The following is a 23,316-nucleotide window of genomic DNA, read 5'->3' as shown; positions in this document are numbered from 1 at the left end:
CCGCGCATTGCCGGACCGAGGATCCGGAACCGCCGCGAAAAACACACCCAGACCGCCCATGCAGGATCTCCCGTGCTCCAGGAGACCTTAAAGAATCCAGTTCGCGCTTCGCCGAAAGACCCCGCTGACAAATGCGATTCCCCTGCCACAAGGGGGAGGAGAGCGCGTCGGGCCTGACCGAGGACGATGTGTGAACATCCAAGCCCGTGCGGGAGAGGGACAGGGTGAGGGATGCGACATCTCCGGAAAGACCTGGTCCCTCACCCCAACCCTCTCCCGCACGGGAGAGGGGGCTTGTCGCGCCCTATGAGAGCCGATGCGTGAACGTCGTAGCCCGCACGGGAGAGGGGACCCGCCGCTCGTGCCGGGGGTATACGCCCGTCCGGCGCCGCTAAGGCGTCGGGTGCATGGGAAATAGAAGGGCGATCGATCGAAAGGCTCACAGTTTCTCAGAATGCGGTTGAGGGTGGGTGGTTCGGGGCCGATGGTTCTGTCTTGACGCGATGGGAGAGCGAGCACGACCTGAACATGGCTGCGCTTCGGCCGTCCGGTGCGATCGCATTCAAGACGTGATGTCGAACCTACACCCCGTCATTCCGGGGCTCCGCTTCGCGGCCCCGGAATGACGGGGTAGGCTATCGCGCATCCGCCCGGACCGAACGCATCCCCCGAAAAAATCACCCCTGATACGGCCGGGGCATCCGGAACGGCAGCATCAGCTGCACCAGCGGGTTGCGGAAGCGGTCGAGGGAGAGGCTCTCGTGCACCGCCCGCACGGGCTCGCCGCCGAGCGTGGAGGCCAGCAGGGAGCGGGAATAGAACGGCGTGTCCTCGAAGGTGGTGAGCACCCGGGAGCGGCCGTCGTCGCTACGGGTCTCCCGGGGCATCCGCCAGAACGATGTGGCCGGCAGCGCGGCGGCCAGCGGCGGGCGGATCTCGCGGCGGCTGCCGTCGTGGGCGAAGCGCAGCGACAGGTTCTGGCCGCCGCCGCCGCGGTGGCGCACGTCGTACAGGATCGCGGCCCCGTCCGGCAGGTCGGCCCGGCACCAGGTCCAGCGGGTGAAGGCCGAGGCCAGGGGCTCGTCGCCGTCGTTGGTGTCGAAGTAGCCGCTGCCGGTCCAGCGCAGGTCCGGCCTGTCGAACGCGACCTCGACCCGCGAGGACGGCGCCATCGGCCACCAGCGGTGGCGCCCGCCCGGGTCGAGGTGGAACGGCCCGGGGGTGAAGCCCCGCGGCTCCAGGCGCACCGTGCCGCGGATGCGGTGGGGCAGGGGAGCGCCGCGCTCGTCGATCCGGACCGTCAGGGCGGTGCCGTCCCATTCCATCGCGCTGGGGCCGATGGCGATGTGGTGGCGGCTGCGCGACAGGCTTCCGGCGCCGCGCTCGGTCATGGCGAAGCGGGTGCGGTCGCCGTACAGCACCACGTTCATGGCGCAGTGCGCGAACGGGTTCTTGTCGGCGCTCCACGCGTAGTAGGGCGAGAACACGCTGCCGATGAACGCGATGATCGTCAGCCCCTGGCGACCGTCGTCGCTCACCGCATCGACGTACCACCACGCGTAGCCGTCTTGCGCGACCGGGCCGTCGAATCGCGGTCCTGCAGGATCGCCGCCGCTGCCAGCCGGCCCGATTGCGCCGCCATCGGCACGCCCGGGCCGGGATGGATCGTGCCCCCCGCCAGGTACAGCCCCGGCAACGCCGTCCGGGCGCCCGCCCGCTTGAAGGTCGAGGCCCAGCCCTGCGGCGCCCGGCCGTAGAGCGCCCCCGCGCTCCCGGGAAACCGGCTCTCGAACCCGGCCGGGTCCGTCACCACCGGGGGCAGGGTTTCCGCGAAGGTCAGCCCGCAGGCCTCCAGCCGGCGGTTCAGATTCGTCTCGCATCGGGCGATCTCCGAGGGCGTCAGCGGGTGCTCGCGGCCGTCCGCCGGAGCGTTGACGAGCATCAGCAGGCGTTCCGGCCCGGCGGGCGCGGCGCCCGTCTCGGTCCGGTCCTGCGCGCAGATGTAGATGGTCGGGTCGTCGGGCAGGCGGCGCCGCCGCAGGATCGTGTCGAACTCCGCCCGGTAGTCGTCCGAGAAGAACACGTTGTGGTGGGCCAGCGGAAATCCCCGCGGGACCGCCGCCCGGCACAGGGTGACGGCGGAGAGCGAGCGCTCGGCCGGCGCCAGCCGCTCGCCCATCGGTGCCGCCTCCGGGCCGAACAGCCCGGCGCCGAGCGCCGCCGCGTCGGCGTTGCAGACGATGGTGTCCGCCGGGATCCGCTCGCCATCGGACAGGACTACGCCGGAGACCCGGCCGCCCTCGGTGAGGATCCGGTCCACATGCATCCCGAATCGGAACGTGGCGCCGCGCTGCGTCGCCAGGTCCGCGACCGCCCCGGCGAGCGCGCTCATGCCGCCGGCCACGGTCCAGACCCCCGCCTGCTCGACATGCGCCACCAGCATCAGGGTCGCGGGCGCGGTGAACGGCGAGGCGCCGCAATAGGTGGCGTAGCGCCCGAACAATTGCAGCAGCCGCGGATCGCGGAAGAACGTCCCCAGCGCCGACCACAGCGTCGCGAACGGCTGGATCCGCCAGAGGTCGCCGAGGCCCGAGATCCCGACCCGCTGCGCCAGGCCGGTCGGGCTGGTCCGGCCCTCGCGGATGAACGGACCTTCCAGGGTCCGGTAGACCTCGGCCGACCGGGCACAGAACCGGCGGTAGCCGTCGGCCTCCCGGGGGCCGGCGAACTCGGCGATCGCCGCCGCCGACGCTTCCGGATCAGCGAACAGGTCCAAACGCGCATCTTGCGACCAGGCGTGCCGGGCGAGGAGGCTCGCGGGCGTTAGCTTCGCGTGATCGACGAAGTCTGCGCCGGCTTCGGCGAACAATTCTTCGAAGATCCATCGCATCGTGAACACGGTCGGACCGGTTTCGACGAAGAGTTGGCCGACTGGAACGCTGGCCATCTTGCCGCCGGGCCGTGCGGCGCGCTCAACCACCGTGACCGACAGGCCGGCATGCGCCAACCGTAAGGCGGCGGCCAGACCGCCGATCCCGGCTCCGATCACGACGACGCGGTCCTGCGCCACGCTCAACCTCGCACTTGCGCCACCGATTGGGATTGATCTCCGGTCTGCAAAGTGTCAATAAGAAATGACACTTGTCGCTGACAACCGATGATAACACGGGAGGCGCGCCATGGAGTCGGGCCGGCGGATCGAACAGGCGCTGGATCGCGCCGTGGCTTATGCCGAGGCGCCGGGTGCGCCGCCCCTTTTGGCTGAAGCGTTGCGCTACGCCGTCTTCCCCGGTGGACACCGCATTCGCCCGCGCCTGTGCCTGTCGGTGGCCCATGCCTGCGGCGACGACGATCCGGCCGCCTCGGAAGCCGCCGCCGCCGCGATCGAGCTGCTGCACTGCGCCTCCCTGGTCCACGACGACCTGCCCTGCTTCGACGACGCCCCCCTGCGCCGGCAGAAGCCCACCGTCCACATCGCCTTCGGCGAGCCGGTCGCGGTGCTGGCCGGCGATGCCCTGATCGTGCTCGCCTTCGAAACCCTGGCTCGGGCCGCCGGCCCCTATCCGGTGCGGCTCGCCCGCCTGGTCGGCCTCCTCGGGCGCGCTGCCGGCTCCCCCAACGGCATCGCGGCCGGCCAGGCCTGGGAATCCGAAGCGCATATCAGCCTCAGCGACTACCAGCAGGCCAAGACCGGCGCCCTGTTCGCCGCCGCAACCGTGCTGGGCGCCGCCGCCGCGGGGGCCGATCCGGAACCCTGGCGGCGCCTCGGCGAATGCCTGGGCGAGGCCTACCAGGTCGCCGACGACCTGCGCGACGTCGCCTGCCGCCAGGAGGAGATCGGCAAGCCCGCCGGCCGCGACGCCACCCTCGGCCGCCCCAATGCCGCCGCCCTGCTGGGCACCGATGGCGCCCTGGACCGCCTGTCCCGGCTCACCCGGGAAGCGGTGGCGGCGATCCCGGCCTGCCCGGGCGTGGCCCGACTCACCGCCGAGATCGAGGCGCAGGCGCGGCTGTTCCTGCCCGCGAGCCTGCGCGCGGTGCCGGCCTGACCGCCGGCTCGGTCCCGCGCCCCGGCGCAGCCTCGTCGGCTGCGCCCTCGCTCCGGGACCGCTGGCTCGGCCTGCGCAACCGCCTGGTGGCCAGCCCGCGCTTCCAGCGCTGGGCGGCGGGTTTTCCGCTGACCCGGGGCATCGCCCGGAAGAACACGCGGGCGCTGTTCGATCTCTGCGCCGGCTTCGTCTACGCGCAGGTGCTGACGGCCTGCGTCCGCCTCGACCTGTTCCGGGTCCTGGCCGAAGGGCCGCTGGCCCTCGACGCGCTGGCGCTTCGCCTCGATCTCCCGGTCGAGAACGCGCGCCGCCTGCTGCACGCCGCCGCCTCCCTCGACCTCGTCCGGGCGCTCCCCGGCGACCGGTTCGGCCTCGCCGATCTCGGGGCCGCCCTGAACGGCAATCCCGGCATCGCCGCGATGATCGAGCACCACGCGCTGCTCTACGCCGACCTCGCGGATCCGGTGGCGCTCCTGCGTGGGACGGCGGCGCCGACCCGGCTCGCGCGCTACTGGCCCTACGCCGCCGGCAAAGCCGCCGACGCGGACGCGGTGGCGCCCTATGGCGGCCTGATGGGCTCCTCCCAGGCGCTGATCGCCGACGACGTGCTCGATGCCTGCGACCTGTCGCGAAGCCGGCACCTGATGGATGTCGGCGGCGGCGAGGGTGCTTTCCTGCAGGCCGTGGCGACCCGGCATACCGGCCTGGCCCTGACCTTGTTCGACCTCCCGGCCGTGGCCGGCCGGGCCTCCGAGCGGCTCGCGCAGGCGGGGCTTGCCGACCGGATCGCCTGCCGCGGCGGCAGCTTCCACGACGGCCTACCGGTGGGTGCCGACACGATCTCCCTGGTGCGGATCGTCCACGATCACGACGATGGCCCGGCCCTGGCGCTGCTCGCCGCCGCGCATGCGGCGCTTCCCCCGGGCGGGACCCTGATCCTCGCCGAGCCCATGGCCGGCACGCCCGGCGCCGAGCCGGTCGGCGACGCGTATTTCGGCTTCTACCTCCTCGCCATGGGCTCCGGCCGGCCGCGCCGCGCCGAGGAACTCCAAGCCATGTTGCGCAGGGCCGGTTTCACGATTGCGCGGGAGCATCGGACGCGCCGTCCGCTCCTCACCCGACTGATCGTCGCGCAGAAAGACGCGCGTTAGAGTAAGAATGACTTGACGCAGCAATGTGTCTATCTAGGATGACACATAGCGGTTCCGCACAAGCGAGAGTCGCACAAACAGCGGGCGGAATATTCCAGTCATGGACGCTCTCGCCGTCATCCTCGAACGTCCGGAGCGCTTGGCGGTCTCCCGCCTGCCCTTGACACCTGCCGGAGCGGCGGACGCGGTCATCGCGGTCAGCTGGAGCGGCATCAGCACCGGGACCGAGCGACTTCTCTGGTCGGGCCGCATGCCGCCGTTCCCCGGCATGGGCTACCCGCTGGTTCCGGGCTACGAGTCGGTCGGCACGGTGGTCGAAGCCGCCGCCGACGCGCCGGTCCGGGTCGGCCAAACCGTCTTCGTTCCCGGCGCCCGCTGCTTCGGCGCCGTCCGCGGCCTGTTCGGCGGCGCCGCCTCCCATCTCGTGGCCCCCGCCGCCCGCCTCGTGTCGGTGGATCCGGCACTGGGTGACCGCGCCTGCCTGATCGCACTCGCCGCCACGGCTTACCGGGCGCTCGGCGGCGTCGCCGCCGGTTCCACGCCGTTGATCGTGGGGCACGGCGTGCTCGGGCGTCTGCTGGCTCGCCTCACCGTCGCCGTCGGCGCAGACCCGACGGTCTGGGAGACGGACCCGACCCGGCGGGACGGTGGCACCGGCTACGCGGTTCTGGCGCCGGACGAGGATGCCCGGCGCGACTATGCGGTGATCACCGATGTCAGCGGTGACGCCTCCGGCCTCGACGGGCTGATCACCCACCTCGCGCCCGGCGGCGAGATCGTGCTCGCCGGCTTCTACGAGGCGCCGCTGTCCTTCGCCTTCCCGCCTGCCTTCATGCGGGAAGCCCGGATCCGGATCTCGGCCGAGTTCCGCCCCGACGACCTCGCGGCCGTCACGGCTCTGATCGAAGGCGGCCGGCTCTCTCTCGATGGGCTGATCACCCACCGCGCCCCGGCGGCGCAAGCCCAGGACGCGTACCGCACCGCCTTCGCCGATCCCGCCTGCCTCAAGATGATTCTCGACTGGAGGGACGCCGCGTGAACGTTCAGCTCAACAAGGCCGCCCTCGACCAGGCCACCCAACTCCGCGCCGAGGCGGCGATCGAGCCTGATGCGGTCTCCACCGCGCCGGCGAAGAAGGAGACGCAGATCATCGCGATCTACGGCAAGGGCGGCATCGGCAAGTCGTTCACCCTGGCCAACCTCAGCTACATGATGGCCCAACAGGGCAAGAAGGTCCTGCTGATCGGCTGCGACCCGAAGAGCGACACAACCTCCCTGCTGTTCGGCGGCAAGGCCTGCCCGACCATCATCGAGACCTCGACCAAGAAGAAGCTCGCCGGCGAGGCGGTGGCGATCGGCGATGTCTGCTTCAAGCGCGACGGCGTCTACGCCATGGAACTCGGCGGCCCCGAAGTCGGGCGCGGCTGCGGCGGCCGGGGCATCATCCACGGCTTCGAACTGCTGGAGAAGCTCGGCTTCCACGACTGGGGCTTCGACTTCGTCCTCCTGGACTTCCTGGGCGACGTGGTCTGCGGCGGCTTCGGCCTGCCGATCGCCCGGGACATGTGCCAGAAGGTCATCGTCGTCGGCTCGAACGACCTGCAATCGCTCTACGTCGCCAACAACGTCTGCTCGGCCGTCGAGTATTTCCGCAAGCTCGGCGGCAATGTCGGCGTCGGCGGCCTGGTGATCAACAAGGACGACGGCACCGGCGAAGCCCAGGCCTTCGCGGACGCCGCCGGCATCCCGGTCCTGGCCTCGATCCCGGCCGACGACGACATCCGCCGCAAGAGCGCGAACTACGAGATCATCGGTCGGCCGGAGAGCCGCTGGGGCAGCCTGTTCTCGGACCTGGCCGCCAACGTCGCGACGGCGGCGCCGCACCGGCCGACCCCGCTCACGCAGGACGGGCTGCTCGGCCTGTTCTCGAGCGACGTCACCGGCCGCGACGTGGTCCTGGTCCCGGCGACTCACGAGGACATGTGCGGCGTCGCCCACGTGACCAAGCCGTCCCTCGAAGTCGTCTACGACGAGGTCTAGGGCATGGCCGTCTCCCTCGACATCGCCGATCTGCGCGCCCGCAAGGCCTCCGCGCCCGTCGACCTCGCCGCCACCCAGGGCGACGGGCTCGGCTGCCACGCCGGCAAGGACGCGATGCGGGCGGCCGCCGAGGCGGCCGGCATGTCGGAGACGCTGGCGAAGCTGCGGGAGGATTATCCGCAGGGTCCGCACGACCAGCCGCAGAGCATGTGTCCCGCCTTCGGCTCGCTCCGGGTCGGCCTGCGCATGCGCCGCACCGCCACGATCCTGTCCGGGTCGGCCTGCTGCGTCTACGGACTGACCTTCACGTCGCATTTCTACGGCGCCCGGCGCAGCGTCGGCTACGTGCCGTTCAACTCGGAGACGCTGGTCACCGGCAAGCTGTTCGAGGACATCCGCGATGCGGTGTTCGCCACGGCCAAGCCCGCGGATTACGACGCCGTGGTCGTCATCAACCTCTGTGTCCCCACCGCCTCCGGCGTCCCGCTCCGCCTGTTGCCGAAGGAGATCGACGGCGTCCGGGTGATCGGCATCGACGTCCCGGGCTTCGGGGTTCCGACCCATGCCGAGGCAAAGGACGTGCTCGCCGGCGCGATGCTGAAGGTCGCCCGCACCGAGGCCGAGCAGGGGCCGGTCGCGACCCCACGCGGCGGCCGTTCGGAGCGCCCGAGCGTGGCTCTGCTCGGCGAGATCTTCCCGGCCGACCCGGTGGTGATCGCCGCCTTGTTGGAGCCTCTGGGCCTCGCGGCCGGGCCGGTGGTCCCGACCCGCGAATGGCGCGAACTCTACTCTGCCCTAGATTGCACCGCGGTCGCCGCGATCCACCCGTTCTACACGGCCTCGATCCGCGAGTTCGAAGCCGCCGGCCGACCGGTGGTCGGCTCCGCCCCGGTGGGGGTCGACGGCACTGCCGACTGGCTCGACCGGATCGGTGAGGCCTGCGGCGTCGCCCGGGCCACCGTCGAGGCGGCCAAGAACCAGCTCCTGCCCGGCATCCGCGGCGCGCTTGCCGCCATGCCGATCAAGGGCCGGATCACGCTTTCGGGCTACGAGGGTTCGGAACTGCTGGTCGCGCGGCTCCTCGTGGAAAGCGGGGCCGAGGTCCCGTATGTCGGCACCGCTTGTCCGCGTACGCCGTGGTCCGAGGCCGATCGCGACTGGCTGGAAGCCCGCGGTACCGAAGTTCGCTATCGGGCCTCCCTCGAGGACGACCTCTACGCCCTCGACGCGCTGAAGCCGGATCTGGCCATCGGCACGACGCCGGTGGTGCAGAAGGCCAAGGAGCGCGGCACGCCCGCCCTCTACTTCACCAACCTGATCTCGGCGCGCCCGCTCATGGGCGCGGCAGGAGCCGGCTCCCTGGCACGGGTGATCAACGCCGCCCTGGCCAACAAGCCCCGCTTCGACGCGATGCGCGACTTCTTCGAGGGCGTCGGCACCGGCTTCACCGCCGGCGTCTGGCAGGACACGCCGCAGCGGCGGCAGGGTCCGAAGATCGAAGGCCCGATGAAGCCGATCGGGGAGATGGTGTAATGCTGATCCTCGATCACGACAGGGCCGGGGGCTACTGGGGCGCCGTCTACGTCTTCACGGCGATCAAGGGCCTGCAGGTCGTCATTGACGGTCCGGTCGGCTGCGAGAACCTGCCGGTCACCTCGGTGCTCCACTACACCGATGCGCTGCCGCCGCACGAGCTGCCGATCGTCGTCACCGGCCTCGCCGAGGAAGAACTCGGCCGCCACGGCACCGAGGGCGCGATGAAGCGCGCCCACGCCACCCTCGATCCGGGCCAGCCCAGCGTGGTGGTCACCGGTTCGATCGCCGAGATGATCGGCGGCGGCGTGACCCCCGAGGGCACCGGCCTCCAGCGCTTCCTCCCGCGCACCATCGACGAGGACCAGTGGCAGGCCGCCGACCGCGCCATACGCTGGCTCTGGCAGGAATACGCCGCCAAGAAGTTCGCCAAGAAGGGCATCCCGGCGCGTCCCGAGAAGAAGCCCGGCGAGCGCCCGCGGGTGAACATCATCGGCCCGGCCTACGGCACCTTCAACATGCCCTCCGACCTCGCCGAGATCCGGCGCCTGGTGGAAGGGATCGGGGCCGACGTGAACCTGACCTTCCCGCTGGGTTCGCACCTCGCGGACGTGCCCAAGCTCGTCAACGCCGACGCCAACATCTGTCTCTACCGCGAGTTCGGCCGTCTGCTCTGCGAAGATCTGGAGCGGCCCTACCTGCAGGCGCCGATCGGCATCCTCTCGACCACCAAGTTCCTGCGCTCGCTCGGCGCGATCCTCGGGCTCGACCCGGAGCCGTTCATCGAGCGCGAGCGCCACACCACGATCAAGCCGGTCTGGGACCTCTGGCGCTCGGTCACGCAGGACTTCTTCGGGACCGCCAGCTTCGGGATCGTCGCGACCGAGACCTACGCCCGCGGCGTGCGGCACTTCCTCGAAGACGAGATGGGCTTGCCCTGCAACTTCGCGTTCAGCCGCTCGGCCGGTCAGAAGCCCGACAACGACGCGGTGCGCAAGGCCGTGGCGGAGAAGACTCCGCTGGTGCTGTTCGGCTCGTTCAACGAGCGGATGTACCTCGCGGAATGCGGAGCCCGGGCCACCTACATCCCGGCCTCGTTCCCCGGCGCCATCATCCGGCGGCACACCGGCACGCCGTTCATGGGTTTTGCCGGCGCGACCTACCTGGTCCAGGAGGTCTGCAACGCCCTGTTCGACACGCTCTTCCACATCCTGCCGCTCGCCCGCGACATGGACAAGGTCGAGGCGACCCCGGCGCGCCGCCATCGCGAGCTGCCCTGGGACGAAGCCGCCCGCGCGGCGCTGGACGAGCTGGTCGAGGCGCAGCCGGTTCTGGCCCGCATCTCCGCCGCCAAGCGTCTGCGCGACGCGGCCGAGCGCGCCGCCCGCACGACCGAATCCGCTGCCGTGGCCCCCGCCCATGTGGCGCGCGCCCGAGCCGATCTTGCCGGGGGGATCCCCGCATGAGCCGCCTTTCCGTTCCCCCCAGAGGAGACCTGACGATGCGCACGATGGTCCCGACCGCCCGCCTGCATCATGAAGCCCTTCAGTTCCGGTTGATCCTGGCCGCGACCTATCCGTGCTTCCTGGCCGCCGCCGCGTTCGCCCGCTTCAAGCCGGCCCGGGCCGCGTCCCGCTCCGGCATCGCGCCGGCGCACCGCTCCGTGTTCGGCGAAGCCCGCGCGATGGCGGTCCAGACGATTCCTTTCGCTTTCATGGGCTGAACGCCCTGATCGAGACGCTTCCGTCCGGTGACGCGGGGGAAGTCAAGCCGTGACCGCCTTGAGCACCACGGCAGCACCCGTCGCCCTTCGCAAGGAGTGCGGCCAACACACGGAGGTCTGAACGATGGCCGGTGGACCCGTTGCAACAGAAAGACCGAGCAGCCTGTCCGGGTTGACGGAACCGGAAGCCAAGGAGTTCCACGCGATCTTCCTGACGAGCTTCCTCATCTTCACGGCGATTGCCGTGGTCGCGCACATCCTGGTGTGGATGTGGCGTCCGTGGCTTCCCGGACCGCAGGGCTACGCTTCTCTCGAAGGCGTCACCGATGCGGCCCGCGCCCTCGTCACGATGATCGGCTGAGGAGGATCGAATGCATAAGGTCTGGTTGCTGTTCGATCCGCGGCGCACCCTGGTGGCTCTGTTCACCTTTCTCTTCATCCTTGCGCTGCTGATCCACTTCATCTTGCTCTCGACCGACCGGTTCAACTGGCTGGAAGGTCCGAAGGCGAACAAGGCGGCGAGCAACATCACGCTCGTTCTGCCGAGCATGCCCGCCTGATCCAGGCTGGCCGGGACCGCGACTCCTAGGGGCCGCGGTCCAAAAACCCCAAAAAATTGCGGCCGGGCTGAGGAGTGTCCGCCATGGCGATGCTGAGCTTTGAGCGAAAGTACAGGATCCGCGGCGGTACGCTGCTCGGCGGCGACCTGTTCGACTTCTGGGTCGGGCCGTTCTTCGTCGGATTCTTCGGCGTCACCGGGCTGTTCTTCACGGTGCTGGGCACCGCGCTGGTCATCTACGGCGCCGCGATCGGGCCGACCTGGAACGTCTGGCAGATCAACATCGCGCCGCCCGACATCAGTTACGGGCTGAAGCTCGCACCGCTGAAAGAGGGAGGCCTCTGGCAGATCATCACGTTCTGCGCGCTCGGGTCGTTCGTCTCCTGGATGATGCGCGAGGTCGAGATCTGTCGGAAGCTCGGCATCGGCTACCACGTGCCGGCGGCCTTCGGCATGGCGATCTTCGCCTATTTCACCCTCGTCGTGGTGCGGCCGTTCCTGATGGGCGCCTGGGGCTATGGGTTCCCGTACGGCATCCTCAGTCACCTCGATTGGGTGTCGAACACCGGATATCAGTATCTACACTTCCATTATAATCCTGCGCACATGCTGGCCGTGACGTTCTTCTTCACGACCACCTTGGCGCTCGCCATGCACGGCGGCCTCATCCTCTCGGCGACCAACCCGAAGAAGGGTGAGACCGTGAAGACCCCGGAGCACGAGGACACGTTCTTCCGCGACACGATCGGCTACTCGATCGGCACGCTGGGCATCCACCGCCTCGGCCTGTTCCTGGCACTGTCGGCGGGCTTCTGGAGCGCGGTCTGCATCGTGATCAGCGGGCCGTTCTGGACGCAGGGCTGGCCGCAATGGTGGGGCTGGTGGCTCAACCTGCCGGTCTGGCGCTGAGATACCCGTCGCCCGCCGAGAATCGGGCGAACCGATACCAATGATCCAGGCCGGCGCCGCATGAACCGTGCGGACGACCGGGGGGAGGGCGGGCGATGGCCTATTATCAGAATATCTTCACCCAGGTTCAGGTGCGCCCGCTGGAGCCGGAGAACGGCGTCCCGGTGAGTTCGAACGAACGGGTCGGCAAGCCGTTCAACAGCTACCTGTTCGGCCTGCTGGGCAACAGCCAGGTCGGTCCGATCTACATCGGCTACGTCGCGGCCTTGTCCATGGTCTGTGGGCTGATCGCCTTCGAGATCATCGGGCTCAACATGTGGGCCTCGGTGAACTGGGATCCGGTGCAGTTCGTGCGGCAATTGCCCTGGCTCGCTCTGGAACCGCCACTGCCGAAATACGGGCTCAAAGTGCTGCCCCCGCTCAACGAGGGCGGCTGGTGGCTGATCGCCGGCTTCTTCCTCACCACTTCGATCCTGCTCTGGTGGGTCCACCTCTACCGCCGGGCCAGGGCGCTCGGGCTGGGCACCCACGTGCCGTGGGCGTTCGCCTCGGCGATCTGGCTCTACCTCGTCCTCGGCTTCATCCGGCCGGTCCTGATGGGTTCCTGGTCCGAGGCGGTGCCGTTCGGGATCTTCCCCCACCTCGATTGGACAGCGGCATTCTCGCTCCGCTACGGCAACCTGTTCTACAACCCGTTCCACATGCTCTCGATCACGTTCCTGTACGGATCGACGCTGCTGTTCGCGATGCACGGGGGCACCATCCTGGCCTGCTCCCGCTACGGCGCCGACCGCGAGATCGACCAGATCGTCGATCGCGGCACAGCCACCGAGCGCGCCGCCCTGTTCTGGCGCTGGACCATGGGCTTCAACGCCACGATGGAATCCATCCACCGCTGGGCGTGGTGGTTCGCGGTGCTGACCACGCTGACCGGCGGCATCGGCATCCTGCTCACCGGTACCGTGGTCGACAACTGGTACCTCTGGGCCGTCAAGCACGGCGTCGCCCCGTCCTATCCGCAGGTCTACGGCCCGATCGTCGACCCCGCCCATCTCGCACCCGGCATGAAGCCGTGAGGAGGCCGTCATGAAGACGATTCTGGCGGTGGTCGGCGGGGCGCTCGCCCTGTTCCTCACCATCGCGATGTTCGGGGGCGCGGGCTGGACCCATCCCCCCATGGCGGCCAAGCAGACCGGCTTCCGCGGCACCGGCATGGACCTGATCCGTACCCGGGCCGGCAACGAGGCGCTCGCGGCGGCCAACGTCGCCCCGGCCCCCGCCGACCCGGCCGATGCCGGCGGCGACAAGGCCTCGGCGGTCTACGAGAACGTGCAGGTCTTGGGCGATCTCTCGGCCGAGCAGTTCAACCGGCTGATGGTGTCGATCACGGAGTGGGTGGCGCCCCAGCAGGGCTGCACCTACTGCCACAGCACCGAGAACATGGCGTCCGACGAGCTGTACCAGAAGCGGGTCGCCCGTCGGATGCTGCAGATGACCCAGACGATCAACACGTCCTGGAAGGAGAAACACGTCCACGAGGCGGGCGTGACCTGCTACACCTGCCACCGGGGCAATCCGGTTCCGGCCAACATCTGGTTCGACCGTCCCGTCCAGGGCGAGGGCCGGTTCAAGCCACGCAACAACAGCCAGAACATGGCCTCCGCGGAGGTCGGCAACACCTCGCTGCCCTACGATGTCTACCAGGCGTTCTACCAGCACAAGGACACGCCCGAGGACGCGGTGCGGGTCAACGGCACCACGGTGCTGCCCGAGACCAAGGGCAAGCCGATCCAGGACGCGGAGAAGACCTTCGCGATCATGATCAGCATGTCGCAATCGCTCGGGGTGAACTGCACGTTCTGCCACAACACCCGGTCGGTCGCACAGTGGGACACCAGCACGCCTAACCGGATCCATGCCTGGTACGGCATCCGCATGGTGCGGGACCTGAACCAGGACTTCATGGAACCGCTGACCTCGACCTTCCCGCGCAACAGGCTCGGTGCGTTGGGCGACGTGCCGAAGATCAACTGCGCAACCTGCCACAATGGCGCGAACAAGCCCCTCAACGGCGCCAACGTGATCGGCCCCTATCCGGAACTCTCGCATCCGACCATCGAGGCGAGCCTACCCACCGGCGAGGCGAAGGATCCGATCCCGGGCACCAATACGCCGGCCCTGAAGCCGTCGAAGCCCTGACGCCACCACACGAAGCGCCGGAGACGATCCGGCGCTTCGTCACGCTCCAGCTACAGGGAACCGCCATGCTGTACGGACGTCGGTTGTGGACGGCCGAGCTCGGCCCCCGGAGGCGCCCGTGACCATCACCATCTCGAACCTACAACCGATCATCGCGATCCTGGCCGGTATCCTGATCCTGATCGCACCGCGCCTCCTCAATTACATCGTGGCGATCTACCTGATCGTGGTCGGCGTGATTGGTCTCGGGCTGCTGCGCGGCTTCTCGTAAGGCCTGTCCGCGCGCGATCCCTGACAGACTTCGCTGCGCGTCAGTCGCGCGCGCACAAGCCCGCAATGCGTTCATCTTGCGTTGCGCTGCGGGATGGTCCAACCCGCGCCCATCAGCTCGGCCTGTGCCGGGCATCAGACACGGACGGGTTCGACATGGCGACCGGCAGCGCGAAGTGGGTCTACGCCTTCGGCGACGGCAAGGCGGAGGGCAAGTCGCAGATGCGCGACCTCCTCGGCGGCAAGGGCGCCAACCTGGCCGAGATGTGCAACCTCGGCCTGCCCGTCCCCCCCGGCTTCACCATCACGACTGAGGTCTGCACCTCCTACTACGACAACGGCAAGGCCTATCCGCCGGAGCTGAAGGGCCAGGTCGCCGCCGCGCTGGACCAGATCGGCACACTGACCGGCCGCAAGTTCGGCGATGCCGCCAACCCCCTCCTGGTCTCCGTGCGCTCGGGTGCCCGTGCGTCGATGCCGGGCATGATGGATACGGTCCTGAACCTCGGCCTCAACGACCAGACCGTGCTGGCGCTGGCCAAGGAGGCCGACGACGAGCGCTTCGCCTACGATTCCTACCGCCGCTTCATCACCATGTATTCGAACGTGGTGCTCGGCGTTGAGCACCACGCCTTCGAGGAGGCGCTGGAGCACTACAAGGAAGGCAAGGGCTACGACCTCGACACGGAGCTCGGCGCCGAGGACTGGAAGACCCTGATCCAGACCTACAAGAAGATCGTCCGAGACGAGCACGGCTCCGACTTCCCGCAGGTCGCCGAGGACCAGCTCTGGGGGGCGATCAGCGCGGTGTTCAACTCCTGGATGATCCCGCGGGCCAAGAAGTACCGCGAGCTGAACAGCATCCCGGAAAGCTGGGGCACGGCCGTCAACGTCCAGGCCATGGTGTTCGGCAACATGGGCGACACCTCCGCCACCGGCGTCGCCTTCACCCGCAATCCCTCCACCGGCGAGAAGGCGCTTTACGGCGAGTTCCTGATCAACGCGCAGGGCGAGGACGTGGTGGCGGGTATCCGCACGCCGCAGAACATCACGGAAAAGGCCCGGATCGAGGCCGAAAGCGACAAGCCTTCCATGGAGAAGGCCATGCCCGAGAGCTACGCGGAGCTGACCCGGATCTACGGGATCCTGGAAGCGCATTACCGCGACATGCAGGACATGGAGTTCACCATCGAGAAGGGTAAGCTCTGGATGCTCCAGACCCGCAACGGCAAGCGCACGGCCAAGGCGGCCCTGCGCATCGCCGTGGATCTGGCAGGCGAGGGGCTGATCTCCCGCGAGGAGGCGATCGGCCGGGTCGAGCCCTCCGCCCTCGATCAGCTGCTGCACCCGACGATCGACCCGAAGGCCGACCGCAAGGTCATCGCCTCCGGCCTGCCGGCTTCCCCCGGGGCGGCCACCGGCGAGATCGTGTTCAACTCCGAGGACGCCGAGGCCCTGCGCAAGGCCGAGCGCAAGTGCATCCTCGTACGCATCGAGACCTCGCCCGAGGACATCCACGGCATGCACGCCGCCGAGGGTATCCTGACCACCCGCGGCGGCATGACCAGCCACGCGGCGGTGGTCGCCCGCGGCATGGGCAAGCCCTGCGTCTCCGGCGTCGGCTCGATCCGGATCGACTACAAGGCCCAGACCATGAAGGTCGGCGACGCCACCCTCAAGGCCGGCGACCGGATCACCATCGATGGCTCCACCGGCCAGGTGATCCAGGGTGAGGTGAAGATGCTGGAGCCCGAGCTGTCGGGCGACTTCGCGACCCTGATGGAATGGGCCGACCAGTTCCGCGGCATGAAGGTGCGGGCCAACGCCGACACGCCGACCGACGCCCGCACCGCGCGGAATTTCGGCGCGGAAGGGATCGGCCTGTGCCGCACCGAGCACATGTTCTTCGAGGGCGACCGCATCATCGCGGTCCGCGAGATGATCCTGGCCGACGACGCCGAGGGCCGCCGGACGGCGCTCGCGAAGATCCTGCCCTATCAGCGCCAGGACTTCGTCGAGCTGTTCACGATCATGTCCGGCCTGCCGGTGACGATCCGCCTGCTCGATCCGCCGCTGCACGAGTTCCTGCCGCATACCGATGCCGAGGTCGCCGAGGTCGTGAAGGCGACCGGCGTATCGGAGGACAAGATCCGCCACCGGATGCGGGAATTGTCCGAGCACAACCCGATGCTCGGCTTCCGCGGCTGCCGCCTGGCGATCGCCTTCCCGGAGATCGCGGAGATGCAGGCCCGTGCGATCTTCGAGGCCGCCGTGCAGGCCGCCGCCGATACCGGCAGCCCCGTCACCCCCGAGGTGATGGTGCCGCTGGTGTTCACCCGCATGGAGTTCGACATCGTGAAGGCGCGGATCGACGCCATGGCCAAGGCGGTGTCCGAGGAGAAGGGCGCCACCCTGGACTACCAGGTCGGCACCATGATCGAGCTGCCGCGGGCGGCGCTCAAGGCCGGTGAGATCGCCCAGACCGCCGAGTTCTTCTCGTTCGGCACCAACGACCTGACCCAGACGGCGCTCGGCATCTCCCGCGACGACGCGGCGACCTTCCTGGGTCCCTACACCCAGAAGGGGATCCTGGCGGCCGACCCGTTCATCACCATCGACCAGGAGGGCGTGGGCGAGCTGGTCCGCATCGGCGTCGAGCGCGGCCGGGCCACACGTCCGGACATCAAGCTCGGGATCTGCGGCGAGCATGGCGGCGACCCGGCGTCGATCGGCTTCTGCCAGGAGGTCGGGCTCGATTACGTCTCCTGCTCGCCCTACCGGGTGCCGATCGCCCGCCTCGCGGCGGCCCAGGCGGCCCTCGGCAAGGTGCAAGGCAAGGAAGGCTGAGCCGGCTATCCGCGGCCGGTATCGGGGGCGGGTCGCCGCCGTCGATACCGGCCGTCAACCAGGACCGATGAAACACTGTTGAAAAAGCGTTTGCGGCTGTTGAACCGGGCCTAGAACGGCACGTTTACTAATTGATCCGGCCGGTCGCGCGAGGTGCACATCGCTCCGTGCCGGGCCCAGTGTCAGGCGCCAGAATCACCAGCCATGATTCCCCGCAGCCCACCTTCGCTCTACGTCGACGCCGGCCAGGCGGCTCCCGTCCCGCGGGCGGCCGTGCGGGCCTACGTCGCGACGGTCGCCGGCCTCGGGGCGATCACCACCGCCGTGATGCTGATGATGTCGGTCGCGGCCAATAGCGGCGGCGAGGCCGAGCGTATCGCCGACACGCAGGACGACGGCTACGCCGCGACCCTGGTCTCCGCCCTGGCGATCAACCTCTCCAAGCCGTTGCGCTGAGCGCAGGCTTTCCCACCCATCCCGGTCTCAGCGCGTTCCGGCCGTCGTGCGCGTAGCCGAGCCGGTGAACCGCGCCGCCGTGAGTTCGTCGCCGGGGCTCTTCGCGCTGAATTTGGTCGCCACCGGTCCCGGCCTTGCCGCCACGACTGCATCCGGCGCGGCCTCGCGTAGACGCGTGGCGGCAACGCGAACCGGGGCGTTGCGGCTTGCCGGCGCGGTGACCGGACCGGTGGACGCCGCCTCGAACAGGGAGCGCAACTGCGCCTTCGCGTCTGCATCGGCCGCCACCAGGGGGCGCCGCGGTGCCGGCTCGACGGCAGTATCCTTGGTCAGAGCCCGCGTTGCGGTCGGAGCCGACAGGTTGGCCATGCCGCCCGCGATCGAGGCGAACTGGACAGGACGCGGCGGCGGCAACGGCATGGTGATGGCGGCCGCCGCCACGACGGCGAACCCGGAGGGCCGGCGCGGCGGCAGGGGTGCGAGAATCCCCGCCACGGCCTCGTCGGCGCCCGTAGACGGCTTCTCCACGGTGAGCAGGGCCCGTGCATCGACCGGCGGATTGACGTCGGTCCTCGTCTGATCCTGGCGGGTCAGCGTGCTGCGAAGCGTGTCGTCCGCCGTCGGCGCGGCGTAGGCCAGGGCGGCGCGGGTGCCGACCGGATCCTGCGGATCGGCGCTGGCGACCGCGACGACGGGCGCCTGGCGGCCTCTCTTCGCGACGGGCGCCGGCGGCGGGGCCGCGGCGGGCTCGGGTGTGGAGGATCCGCCGCCGAACAGGCTTGCCAGGAAGCCGAACAGGCCGGGCCCGTCCTCCTCCTCGCCGCTCGCCATCTGGGTGGTGAGGCCGGCGACGGTGCCGCCGCGCGACAGGATCTCGGCCTTCGCCTCCTCGTAGCGCGGGAACGGGCGGTTGTCGCTCGCAAGGTGGACGGTCTTGCCGTCCGGGAACAGCCGGGCGAGCTGGTCGTGGGTCATGCGCGGCCACATCCGCACGGAGCCGACGTCGAGATGGACGAAGGGCGTGCCGGCATGCGGATACCAGCCGACGCCGCCGCGCTGCATCTGCAGCCCGACTTCGCGGATCCGGTCGATCGAGACTTCGGGCAGGTAGAAGTCCATCGCCTTGCCGAGCATGTGCTGGCTGAACTCGGCGACCATCCGGGAGCGGCGGCGCAGCATCGCGTTGGTGCCGGGCGAGCGATAGGCCGAGACGACGTGGATCGGCTGGGTCGCGCCGACCTGCCGGTAGGCCTCCCAGACCGTGTCGAACAGGCGCGGGTCCATCTTGATCGGCTCGTTGACGCGCCAATCGCGCAGGAGCCAGTTCATCTGCTCCAGGGCCGCGCGGTCGTACCGGCCATCGCGCTTGAACGTGATGGTCGCGCTCTCCTTGGTATGCGTGTGGTAGATCGTGAGCGTGCGGGTATCGCCGTTGGCCACCGCGTTCTCGGTCTCGACCGTTCCGGCGATCAAGCCGAGGGCCGTGCCGCACAGGGCGAGGACGAGGTGTCGGGCGGTTCTGCGAAGGCTCGGCACGGTGGTCCTGATCCTCTCCCGAACCCGCAAAGGGTGCCCGGCGGATGTCCGGTCGCAGCGATCGGCCCATGACGGCCGACAGCGCTCCCCTTCGCCTGAGTCTGCGAGGGAAACGGCTAAGGCTGGACCGTGGCGAAATCGTGCCCGGCTGTGTGGCCGCGCACCTGAGAGTTGAGGTCGAATCCCGGTGGTCGAACTACCACCAACCGCGCGACACCGGCGCCGGTGCCGGCGTCCACAGGCCGGGTTCACCGTATTCCGGCGCCCCGTCGGCGCGGGCCGACCGGCGAACGTGCCGCCGCGGCGAGTCGTACTCGTCGTAACGCGCGCTCGGCTCCGGGTCGGCGTAACGCCGGGGGCGCGCGGCTTCGCGGCGGGGCGCCGGATGGGCCTGGGCCACGGGTGCGGCCTCGGGCTTCCGGCGCGCCTTCTCCTCCGGGAGCTTGGCGATCGCCGGTCCGCCGCCGCCGGGCAAGCCGAGCGCGGCGCGCATCGGCGCGTCGTACCCGTAGAGATCGGGGAGGGTGCGGAACGTGCCGCCGTCGTCCACGTAGGCTGTGAAGTAGGCCAGATGCACCGGCAGCTTCGCGGGCAGCCGGATCGTGCGCTCGCCCTTGCCGATCAGCTTCTTGAGCCGCGCCTCGGACCAGTCCGGCAGCACGGCGTCGGCCAGGCGGAAGGGGTCGTCGACGCGGACGCAGCCATGGCTGAAATCGCGCTTGGCCGCGGAGAACAACGACCGGTTCGGCGTGTCGTGCAGGTAGACCGCGTGCTGGTTCGGGAACATGAACTTGATGAAGCCGAGCGCGTTGCGCTCGCCCGGCGGCTGACGCAGCGAGACGTGGCCGCCGCGGCGGACCACCTCGTAGCCGCCCCATGTCTTGCCGCCGTAGCCGGCGAGCTTGGGCGCCATGGTCTTCAGGATCGAGGGCGGCACGTACCACGACGGATTCACCACCGCGTATTCCATCAATCCGGAGAACAGCGGCGTGCGCGATTCCGGCTTGCCCACGATCACGCGGGCCTCGTCGCGCAGGCTACCGCCGCGATAGGCGCGCAGGCGGTACTCCGGGATGTTGACCAGGATGTAGTCGGGGCCGAGGTCGCCGGGCAGCCAGCGCCAGCGTTCCATGTTGACGATCAGCTCGGCCTCGCTGCCGCTCGCGCGCGCCGGCCGGCCGGCATCGGCGAGTGCCAGGACGGTCTGGACGTTCAGCACGCCGTTGCCTGGCAGGCCGCGGCCGCGCTGGAACTTCGCCACCGCGTCGGCCACCGTCGCGTCGTAATCCTCCGGCTCGCCGGGCGCGCGGTCGAGCGTCCCGGCCGGGCGCGTCTCGAGCCCGAAATGCGCGCGCAGCAGCGGCACCCGCGGATCGCGCATGCCGGTCTTCAGGGCCGGACCCGGGGGCAGGCGCAACGGCGTGACGGCGGTCGGGGCCGGTCCGCGCAGGGTGGCAAGCCGTGTCTTCAGCGCCTGGTAGCCGGTCGTCGAGGGATTGTAGGCCTGGAGGGCCTCGCCAGGGTTGGCGCCTGCCTCGGACAGCTTTGTCAGGACCGCACCGGCATCGGGCAGATCGAGCTGCGGGGTGATGAGGCGGGAGATGGAAGCCAGGTTGATGCGGCCGCCCCGGGCGTCCTTGGCGTACAGCAGAGCCGCCGCCGAGAGGCGGAGATCGGCGTCGGCCACCGCCTTCGCGTCAGGCGTTCCGGCAAGGTTCGGGACCGTGTAGGCCCGGGCGTCGAGCCCGTCCTCGGCAGCCGCGGCAAGGCGCGCAGAGACCGATTTGGCAGCCTCGGTCCAGCCGCCGTCGGCGATCCAGAGCGGCTTGTAGGCCCGTGCCTCGTAGAACGCGCGCATCGCGTCACGGTCCTTGCCGGTGAGGCGAAGCAGCAGCGGCGGGGTGTCGGCGAACCGCGCGAAGATCGCGGCGCCGAGCGGATCGGCCGGCGCGACGGGTGCCGTCACGACCGGCGCCGGAGCCGGCTCGGGTTTCGGCGCCTCGGGCTTGTAGTCGGGCAGGGCGGTCGAGACCGGATCGGACCCGGTCGGGGCCGCTTGCGCGGGCTCGGCCGGGTGCGCGGGCGTGCCGAGGACCGCCGGGTCGAGCGTGGCGGTCTCGGCGCCGAGCGCGCCGGCCGAGGCCAGCGATCCGGTCAGTAGGGCGGCCAGCGCGACGAGGCTGGAGCGCGGGACGCGCATCGTGATCTCCCGGGACGCGGCGGCATGGCCGCACGCTCAGATTGTGATTATCCGCTCAAGCGTGGCGTTGAGCAACTGCAGTCTTCGTCGTCTAGTCTTCAGTTCTTGCGCCGAAACATCTTATCGGAATGGCAAACGATGTGTTGTCGTTTGGTCGGTCCTGTGGGCTCGACAGAGCCGCGAAGTCGTTCGTCAGGCCGGCGCTCTAGGAAACGCCCGGTGCGCTAGCGCACCCCGCCCTGGCTAGGCGGCGTCCTCGGCCTTCTCGTCGCCTTCCAGACCAAGGTCCTTCAGCTTGCGGTAGAGGGTGGATCGGCCAATTCCGAGGCGGCGGGACACTTCGGACATGCGCTGCCGATAAAATTGCAGCGCGAAGCGGATGATCTCGGCCTCCAGCACATCCATGGTCTTCATCTCGCCGGTCTCCTCGGTGACCAGCGACATGGCATGCGGGTCGCGGACCTCGACCCTGACGATCTCGCGCACCGGCTCGGGGGCGTAGGCCGGCATCTGCGGCTGGGTGGGCGCCGCCGGGATGCGGACGTCGAACCCTTCGACCTGGGCGGCGATCTGCGGGAACTCGGCCACGGTCAACTCGTCGTAATCGGCGAGCACCACGGCGCGGAACAGGGCGTTCTCCAACTGGCGGACGTTGCCCGGCCAGGGATAGCGGGTGAGCAGCGCCATCGCCTCCGGGGTGATCGCCCGGACCCGCTTGCCCTCTTCCGCCGAGAACCGGGCACAGAACGAGCGCACCAGATCCGGGATGTCCTCGCGGCGGGCGCGCAGGGGCGGCAGCGTCATCGGGAAGACGTTGAGGCGGTAATAGAGGTCCTCGCGGAACTTGCCCTGCTTCACGAGGTCGAGCAGCGAGCGGTTCGTGGCTGAGACCAGGCGGATGTCGACCCGTACGGAGCGCTTGCCGCCGACCGGATCGACCTCGCCTTCCTGAAGCGCGCGCAGCAGCTTGACCTGCGCGTCCAGGGGCAGTTCGCCGATCTCATCGAGGAACAGGGTCCCCCCGGAGGCCTCGACGAACTTGCCGGCATGCTTTTCGGTGGCGCCCGTGAAGGCGCCCTTCTCGTGGCCGAACAAGGTCGACTCGACGAGGTTTTCCGGGATGGCACCGCAATTGACGGTGACGAACGCCTTGCCGCGCCGGTCGCCCGACCCTTGGATCGCCCGGGCGAGCACTTCCTTGCCGACGCCGGACTCGCCCTCGATCAGCACCGGGATGTTGGATTTGGCCGCGCGCTCGGCGAGGCGGATGACCCGCTCCATGTCGGGGCTCTTGGACGTCAGGTCCTTGAAGGTCAGCGCCCCGGAGGCGCGGCGACGCATCCGGCGCACCTCCTCCTCCAGCACGTCCACCCGCAGGGCGTTCTTGATCGAGACCTGAAGCCGCTCGGCCCCGGCGGGCTTGACCACGAAGTCGACGGCGCCCGCCCGCATGGCGTTGACCACGGCGTCGATCGAGCCGTTCGAGGTCTGCACGATGACGGGCGTGTCGAGCCCGCTGCTGCGCATCTCGGCGAGCACGCCGAGCCCGTCGAGACCCGGCATCACCAGGTCGAGGAGGACCACGTCGGCCCCTTCGGTCTTCAGCACGGTCAGCGCGTCGGCGCCGGTCTCCACGACGCGTGCGTTGAACCCGAACCGGCGCACCGCCGCCTCGGCAAGGCGCCGCTGAACCGGGTCGTCGTCCACGATGAGAACGGTGGTGGACATGGCGGCTCCCTGCGCGGCGCGTCAGGCCCGGAGACGGCTCGGGACAGGCCCGCACCGCACCGCCTGAGTCGGCGACTGTTTCGTTTCGAACCGTAGGGTGCCGGAGAGACGTAAAG

The 23,316-nt window shown here is 69.6% G+C and carries 20 protein-coding genes; 15 read left to right on the top strand and 5 right to left on the bottom strand.

Features of this window, described 5'->3' with window-relative positions:
* Nucleotides 1-677: 677 nt before the first annotated feature.
* Nucleotides 678-1,538, bottom strand: a complete 861-nt coding sequence (locus FV233_RS12110; RefSeq protein WP_147897619.1) for a carotenoid 1,2-hydratase — start codon at nt 1,536-1,538, stop codon at nt 678-680.
* Entirely contained in the window at nt 1,535-3,070 is a 1,536-nt protein-coding gene (gene crtD / locus FV233_RS12105) for a 1-hydroxycarotenoid 3,4-desaturase CrtD (RefSeq protein WP_147897618.1), read from the bottom strand. The genes FV233_RS12110 and crtD overlap by 4 nt, the downstream gene beginning before the upstream one ends.
* A gap of 109 nt (nt 3,071-3,179) precedes the next feature.
* On the opposite strand from crtD, the gene FV233_RS12100 reads away from it, so the two are divergent.
* The 15 genes from FV233_RS12100 (at nt 3,180) to FV233_RS12030 (ending at nt 17,736) form a co-directional block, all read left to right on the top strand.
* The gene (locus FV233_RS12100) at nt 3,180-4,049 is read left to right on the top strand and encodes a polyprenyl synthetase family protein (RefSeq protein ID WP_147897617.1); all 870 of its coding nucleotides are present in this window, start codon (nt 3,180-3,182) and stop codon (nt 4,047-4,049) included.
* Between the two features lie 86 nt (nt 4,050-4,135).
* Nucleotides 4,136-5,200, top strand: a complete 1,065-nt coding sequence (locus tag FV233_RS12095) for a methyltransferase (protein WP_187278096.1) — start codon at nt 4,136-4,138, stop codon at nt 5,198-5,200.
* Between the two features lie 100 nt (nt 5,201-5,300).
* On the top strand, nt 5,301-6,239 hold the full coding sequence (gene bchC / locus FV233_RS12090; RefSeq protein ID WP_147897616.1) for a chlorophyll synthesis pathway protein BchC: 939 nt from the start codon (nt 5,301-5,303) through the stop codon (nt 6,237-6,239).
* A complete protein-coding gene (locus tag FV233_RS12085; RefSeq protein WP_147897615.1) occupies nt 6,236-7,240 on the top strand; it encodes a chlorophyllide a reductase iron protein subunit X in 1,005 nt (334 codons plus the stop codon). The genes bchC and FV233_RS12085 overlap by 4 nt, the downstream gene beginning before the upstream one ends.
* A gap of 3 nt (nt 7,241-7,243) precedes the next feature.
* Nucleotides 7,244-8,773: a chlorophyllide a reductase subunit Y gene (gene bchY, locus FV233_RS12080; protein WP_147897614.1), complete on the top strand. Its 1,530-nt coding sequence runs from the start codon at nt 7,244-7,246 to the stop codon at nt 8,771-8,773.
* The gene (gene bchZ, locus FV233_RS12075; protein WP_147897613.1) at nt 8,773-10,239 is read left to right on the top strand and encodes a chlorophyllide a reductase subunit Z; all 1,467 of its coding nucleotides are present in this window, start codon (nt 8,773-8,775) and stop codon (nt 10,237-10,239) included. Before bchY ends, bchZ begins: the two co-directional genes overlap by 1 nt.
* Nucleotides 10,240-10,274: 35 nt before the next feature.
* The gene (locus FV233_RS12070) at nt 10,275-10,496 is read left to right on the top strand and encodes a hypothetical protein (protein WP_187277756.1); all 222 of its coding nucleotides are present in this window, start codon (nt 10,275-10,277) and stop codon (nt 10,494-10,496) included.
* A 124-nt stretch (nt 10,497-10,620) separates the two neighbouring features.
* Nucleotides 10,621-10,857 carry a light-harvesting antenna LH1, beta subunit gene (gene pufB / locus FV233_RS12065; protein ID WP_147855259.1) on the top strand — a complete coding sequence of 79 codons (237 nt, stop codon included), beginning with the start codon at nt 10,621-10,623 and terminating at the stop codon, nt 10,855-10,857.
* Between the two features lie 10 nt (nt 10,858-10,867).
* Nucleotides 10,868-11,056 (top strand): light-harvesting antenna LH1, alpha subunit, encoded by a 189-nt coding sequence (pufA, locus tag FV233_RS12060; RefSeq protein ID WP_058194393.1) that lies wholly within the window; start codon nt 10,868-10,870, stop codon nt 11,054-11,056.
* 83 nt (nt 11,057-11,139) lie between these two features.
* Nucleotides 11,140-11,964, top strand: a complete 825-nt coding sequence (gene pufL, locus FV233_RS12055; RefSeq protein WP_147855260.1) for a photosynthetic reaction center subunit L — start codon at nt 11,140-11,142, stop codon at nt 11,962-11,964.
* A 95-nt stretch (nt 11,965-12,059) separates the two neighbouring features.
* Entirely contained in the window at nt 12,060-13,040 is a 981-nt protein-coding gene (gene pufM / locus FV233_RS12050; protein WP_147855261.1) for a photosynthetic reaction center subunit M, read from the top strand.
* Nucleotides 13,041-13,050: 10 nt separating this feature from the next.
* Nucleotides 13,051-14,163 (top strand): photosynthetic reaction center cytochrome PufC, encoded by a 1,113-nt coding sequence (pufC, locus tag FV233_RS12045; RefSeq protein WP_147897612.1) that lies wholly within the window; start codon nt 13,051-13,053, stop codon nt 14,161-14,163.
* A 118-nt stretch (nt 14,164-14,281) separates the two neighbouring features.
* Nucleotides 14,282-14,434: a DUF3096 domain-containing protein gene (locus FV233_RS12040; protein ID WP_147855263.1), complete on the top strand. Its 153-nt coding sequence runs from the start codon at nt 14,282-14,284 to the stop codon at nt 14,432-14,434.
* A 155-nt stretch (nt 14,435-14,589) separates the two neighbouring features.
* Nucleotides 14,590-17,280, top strand: a complete 2,691-nt coding sequence (gene ppdK / locus FV233_RS12035; RefSeq protein ID WP_147897611.1) for a pyruvate, phosphate dikinase — start codon at nt 14,590-14,592, stop codon at nt 17,278-17,280.
* Between the two features lie 204 nt (nt 17,281-17,484).
* Entirely contained in the window at nt 17,485-17,736 is a 252-nt protein-coding gene (locus FV233_RS12030) for a hypothetical protein (RefSeq protein WP_147855265.1), read from the top strand.
* A gap of 27 nt (nt 17,737-17,763) precedes the next feature.
* On the opposite strand, the gene FV233_RS12025 is transcribed toward FV233_RS12030, so the two are convergent.
* The 3 genes from FV233_RS12025 to FV233_RS12015 form a co-directional block, all read right to left on the bottom strand.
* Nucleotides 17,764-19,272: a DUF882 domain-containing protein gene (locus FV233_RS12025; RefSeq protein ID WP_147897610.1), complete on the bottom strand. Its 1,509-nt coding sequence runs from the start codon at nt 19,270-19,272 to the stop codon at nt 17,764-17,766.
* A 196-nt stretch (nt 19,273-19,468) separates the two neighbouring features.
* Nucleotides 19,469-21,472: a L,D-transpeptidase family protein gene (locus FV233_RS12020; protein ID WP_147897609.1), complete on the bottom strand. Its 2,004-nt coding sequence runs from the start codon at nt 21,470-21,472 to the stop codon at nt 19,469-19,471.
* 243 nt (nt 21,473-21,715) lie between these two features.
* Nucleotides 21,716-23,200 (bottom strand): sigma-54 dependent transcriptional regulator, encoded by a 1,485-nt coding sequence (locus tag FV233_RS12015; RefSeq protein WP_147897608.1) that lies wholly within the window; start codon nt 23,198-23,200, stop codon nt 21,716-21,718.
* Between the last annotated feature and the right edge of the window lie 116 nt (nt 23,201-23,316).

The sequence above is a fragment of the Methylobacterium sp. WL7 genome (genome assembly GCF_008040085.1).
Lineage (GTDB): Bacteria > Pseudomonadota > Alphaproteobacteria > Rhizobiales > Beijerinckiaceae > Methylobacterium > Methylobacterium mesophilicum.
This window is presented reverse-complemented; position numbering and strand designations above follow the sequence as displayed.

Excerpts from the sequence above, each read along its gene's own strand:
- FV233_RS12100 (WP_147897617.1), top strand. The coding sequence starts at position 3,180 with ATGGAGTCGGGCCGGCGGATCGAACAGGCGCTGGATCGCGCCGTGGCT.
- pufL (WP_147855260.1), top strand. The coding sequence starts at position 11,140 with ATGGCGATGCTGAGCTTTGAGCGAAAGTACAGGATCCGCGGCGGTACG.
- FV233_RS12030 (WP_147855265.1), top strand. The coding sequence starts at position 17,485 with ATGATTCCCCGCAGCCCACCTTCGCTCTACGTCGACGCCGGCCAGGCG.
- ppdK (WP_147897611.1), top strand. The coding sequence starts at position 14,590 with ATGGCGACCGGCAGCGCGAAGTGGGTCTACGCCTTCGGCGACGGCAAG.
- FV233_RS12070 (WP_187277756.1), top strand. The coding sequence starts at position 10,275 with ATGCGCACGATGGTCCCGACCGCCCGCCTGCATCATGAAGCCCTTCAG.
- pufC (WP_147897612.1), top strand. The coding sequence starts at position 13,051 with ATGAAGACGATTCTGGCGGTGGTCGGCGGGGCGCTCGCCCTGTTCCTC.
- pufB (WP_147855259.1), top strand. The coding sequence starts at position 10,621 with ATGGCCGGTGGACCCGTTGCAACAGAAAGACCGAGCAGCCTGTCCGGG.
- FV233_RS12020 (WP_147897609.1), bottom strand. The coding sequence starts at position 21,472 with ATGCGCGTCCCGCGCTCCAGCCTCGTCGCGCTGGCCGCCCTACTGACC.
- pufM (WP_147855261.1), top strand. The coding sequence starts at position 12,060 with ATGGCCTATTATCAGAATATCTTCACCCAGGTTCAGGTGCGCCCGCTG.
- FV233_RS12015 (WP_147897608.1), bottom strand. The coding sequence starts at position 23,200 with ATGTCCACCACCGTTCTCATCGTGGACGACGACCCGGTTCAGCGGCGC.
- bchC (WP_147897616.1), top strand. The coding sequence starts at position 5,301 with ATGGACGCTCTCGCCGTCATCCTCGAACGTCCGGAGCGCTTGGCGGTC.
- bchY (WP_147897614.1), top strand. The coding sequence starts at position 7,244 with ATGGCCGTCTCCCTCGACATCGCCGATCTGCGCGCCCGCAAGGCCTCC.
- pufA (WP_058194393.1), top strand. The coding sequence starts at position 10,868 with ATGCATAAGGTCTGGTTGCTGTTCGATCCGCGGCGCACCCTGGTGGCT.
- bchZ (WP_147897613.1), top strand. The coding sequence starts at position 8,773 with ATGCTGATCCTCGATCACGACAGGGCCGGGGGCTACTGGGGCGCCGTC.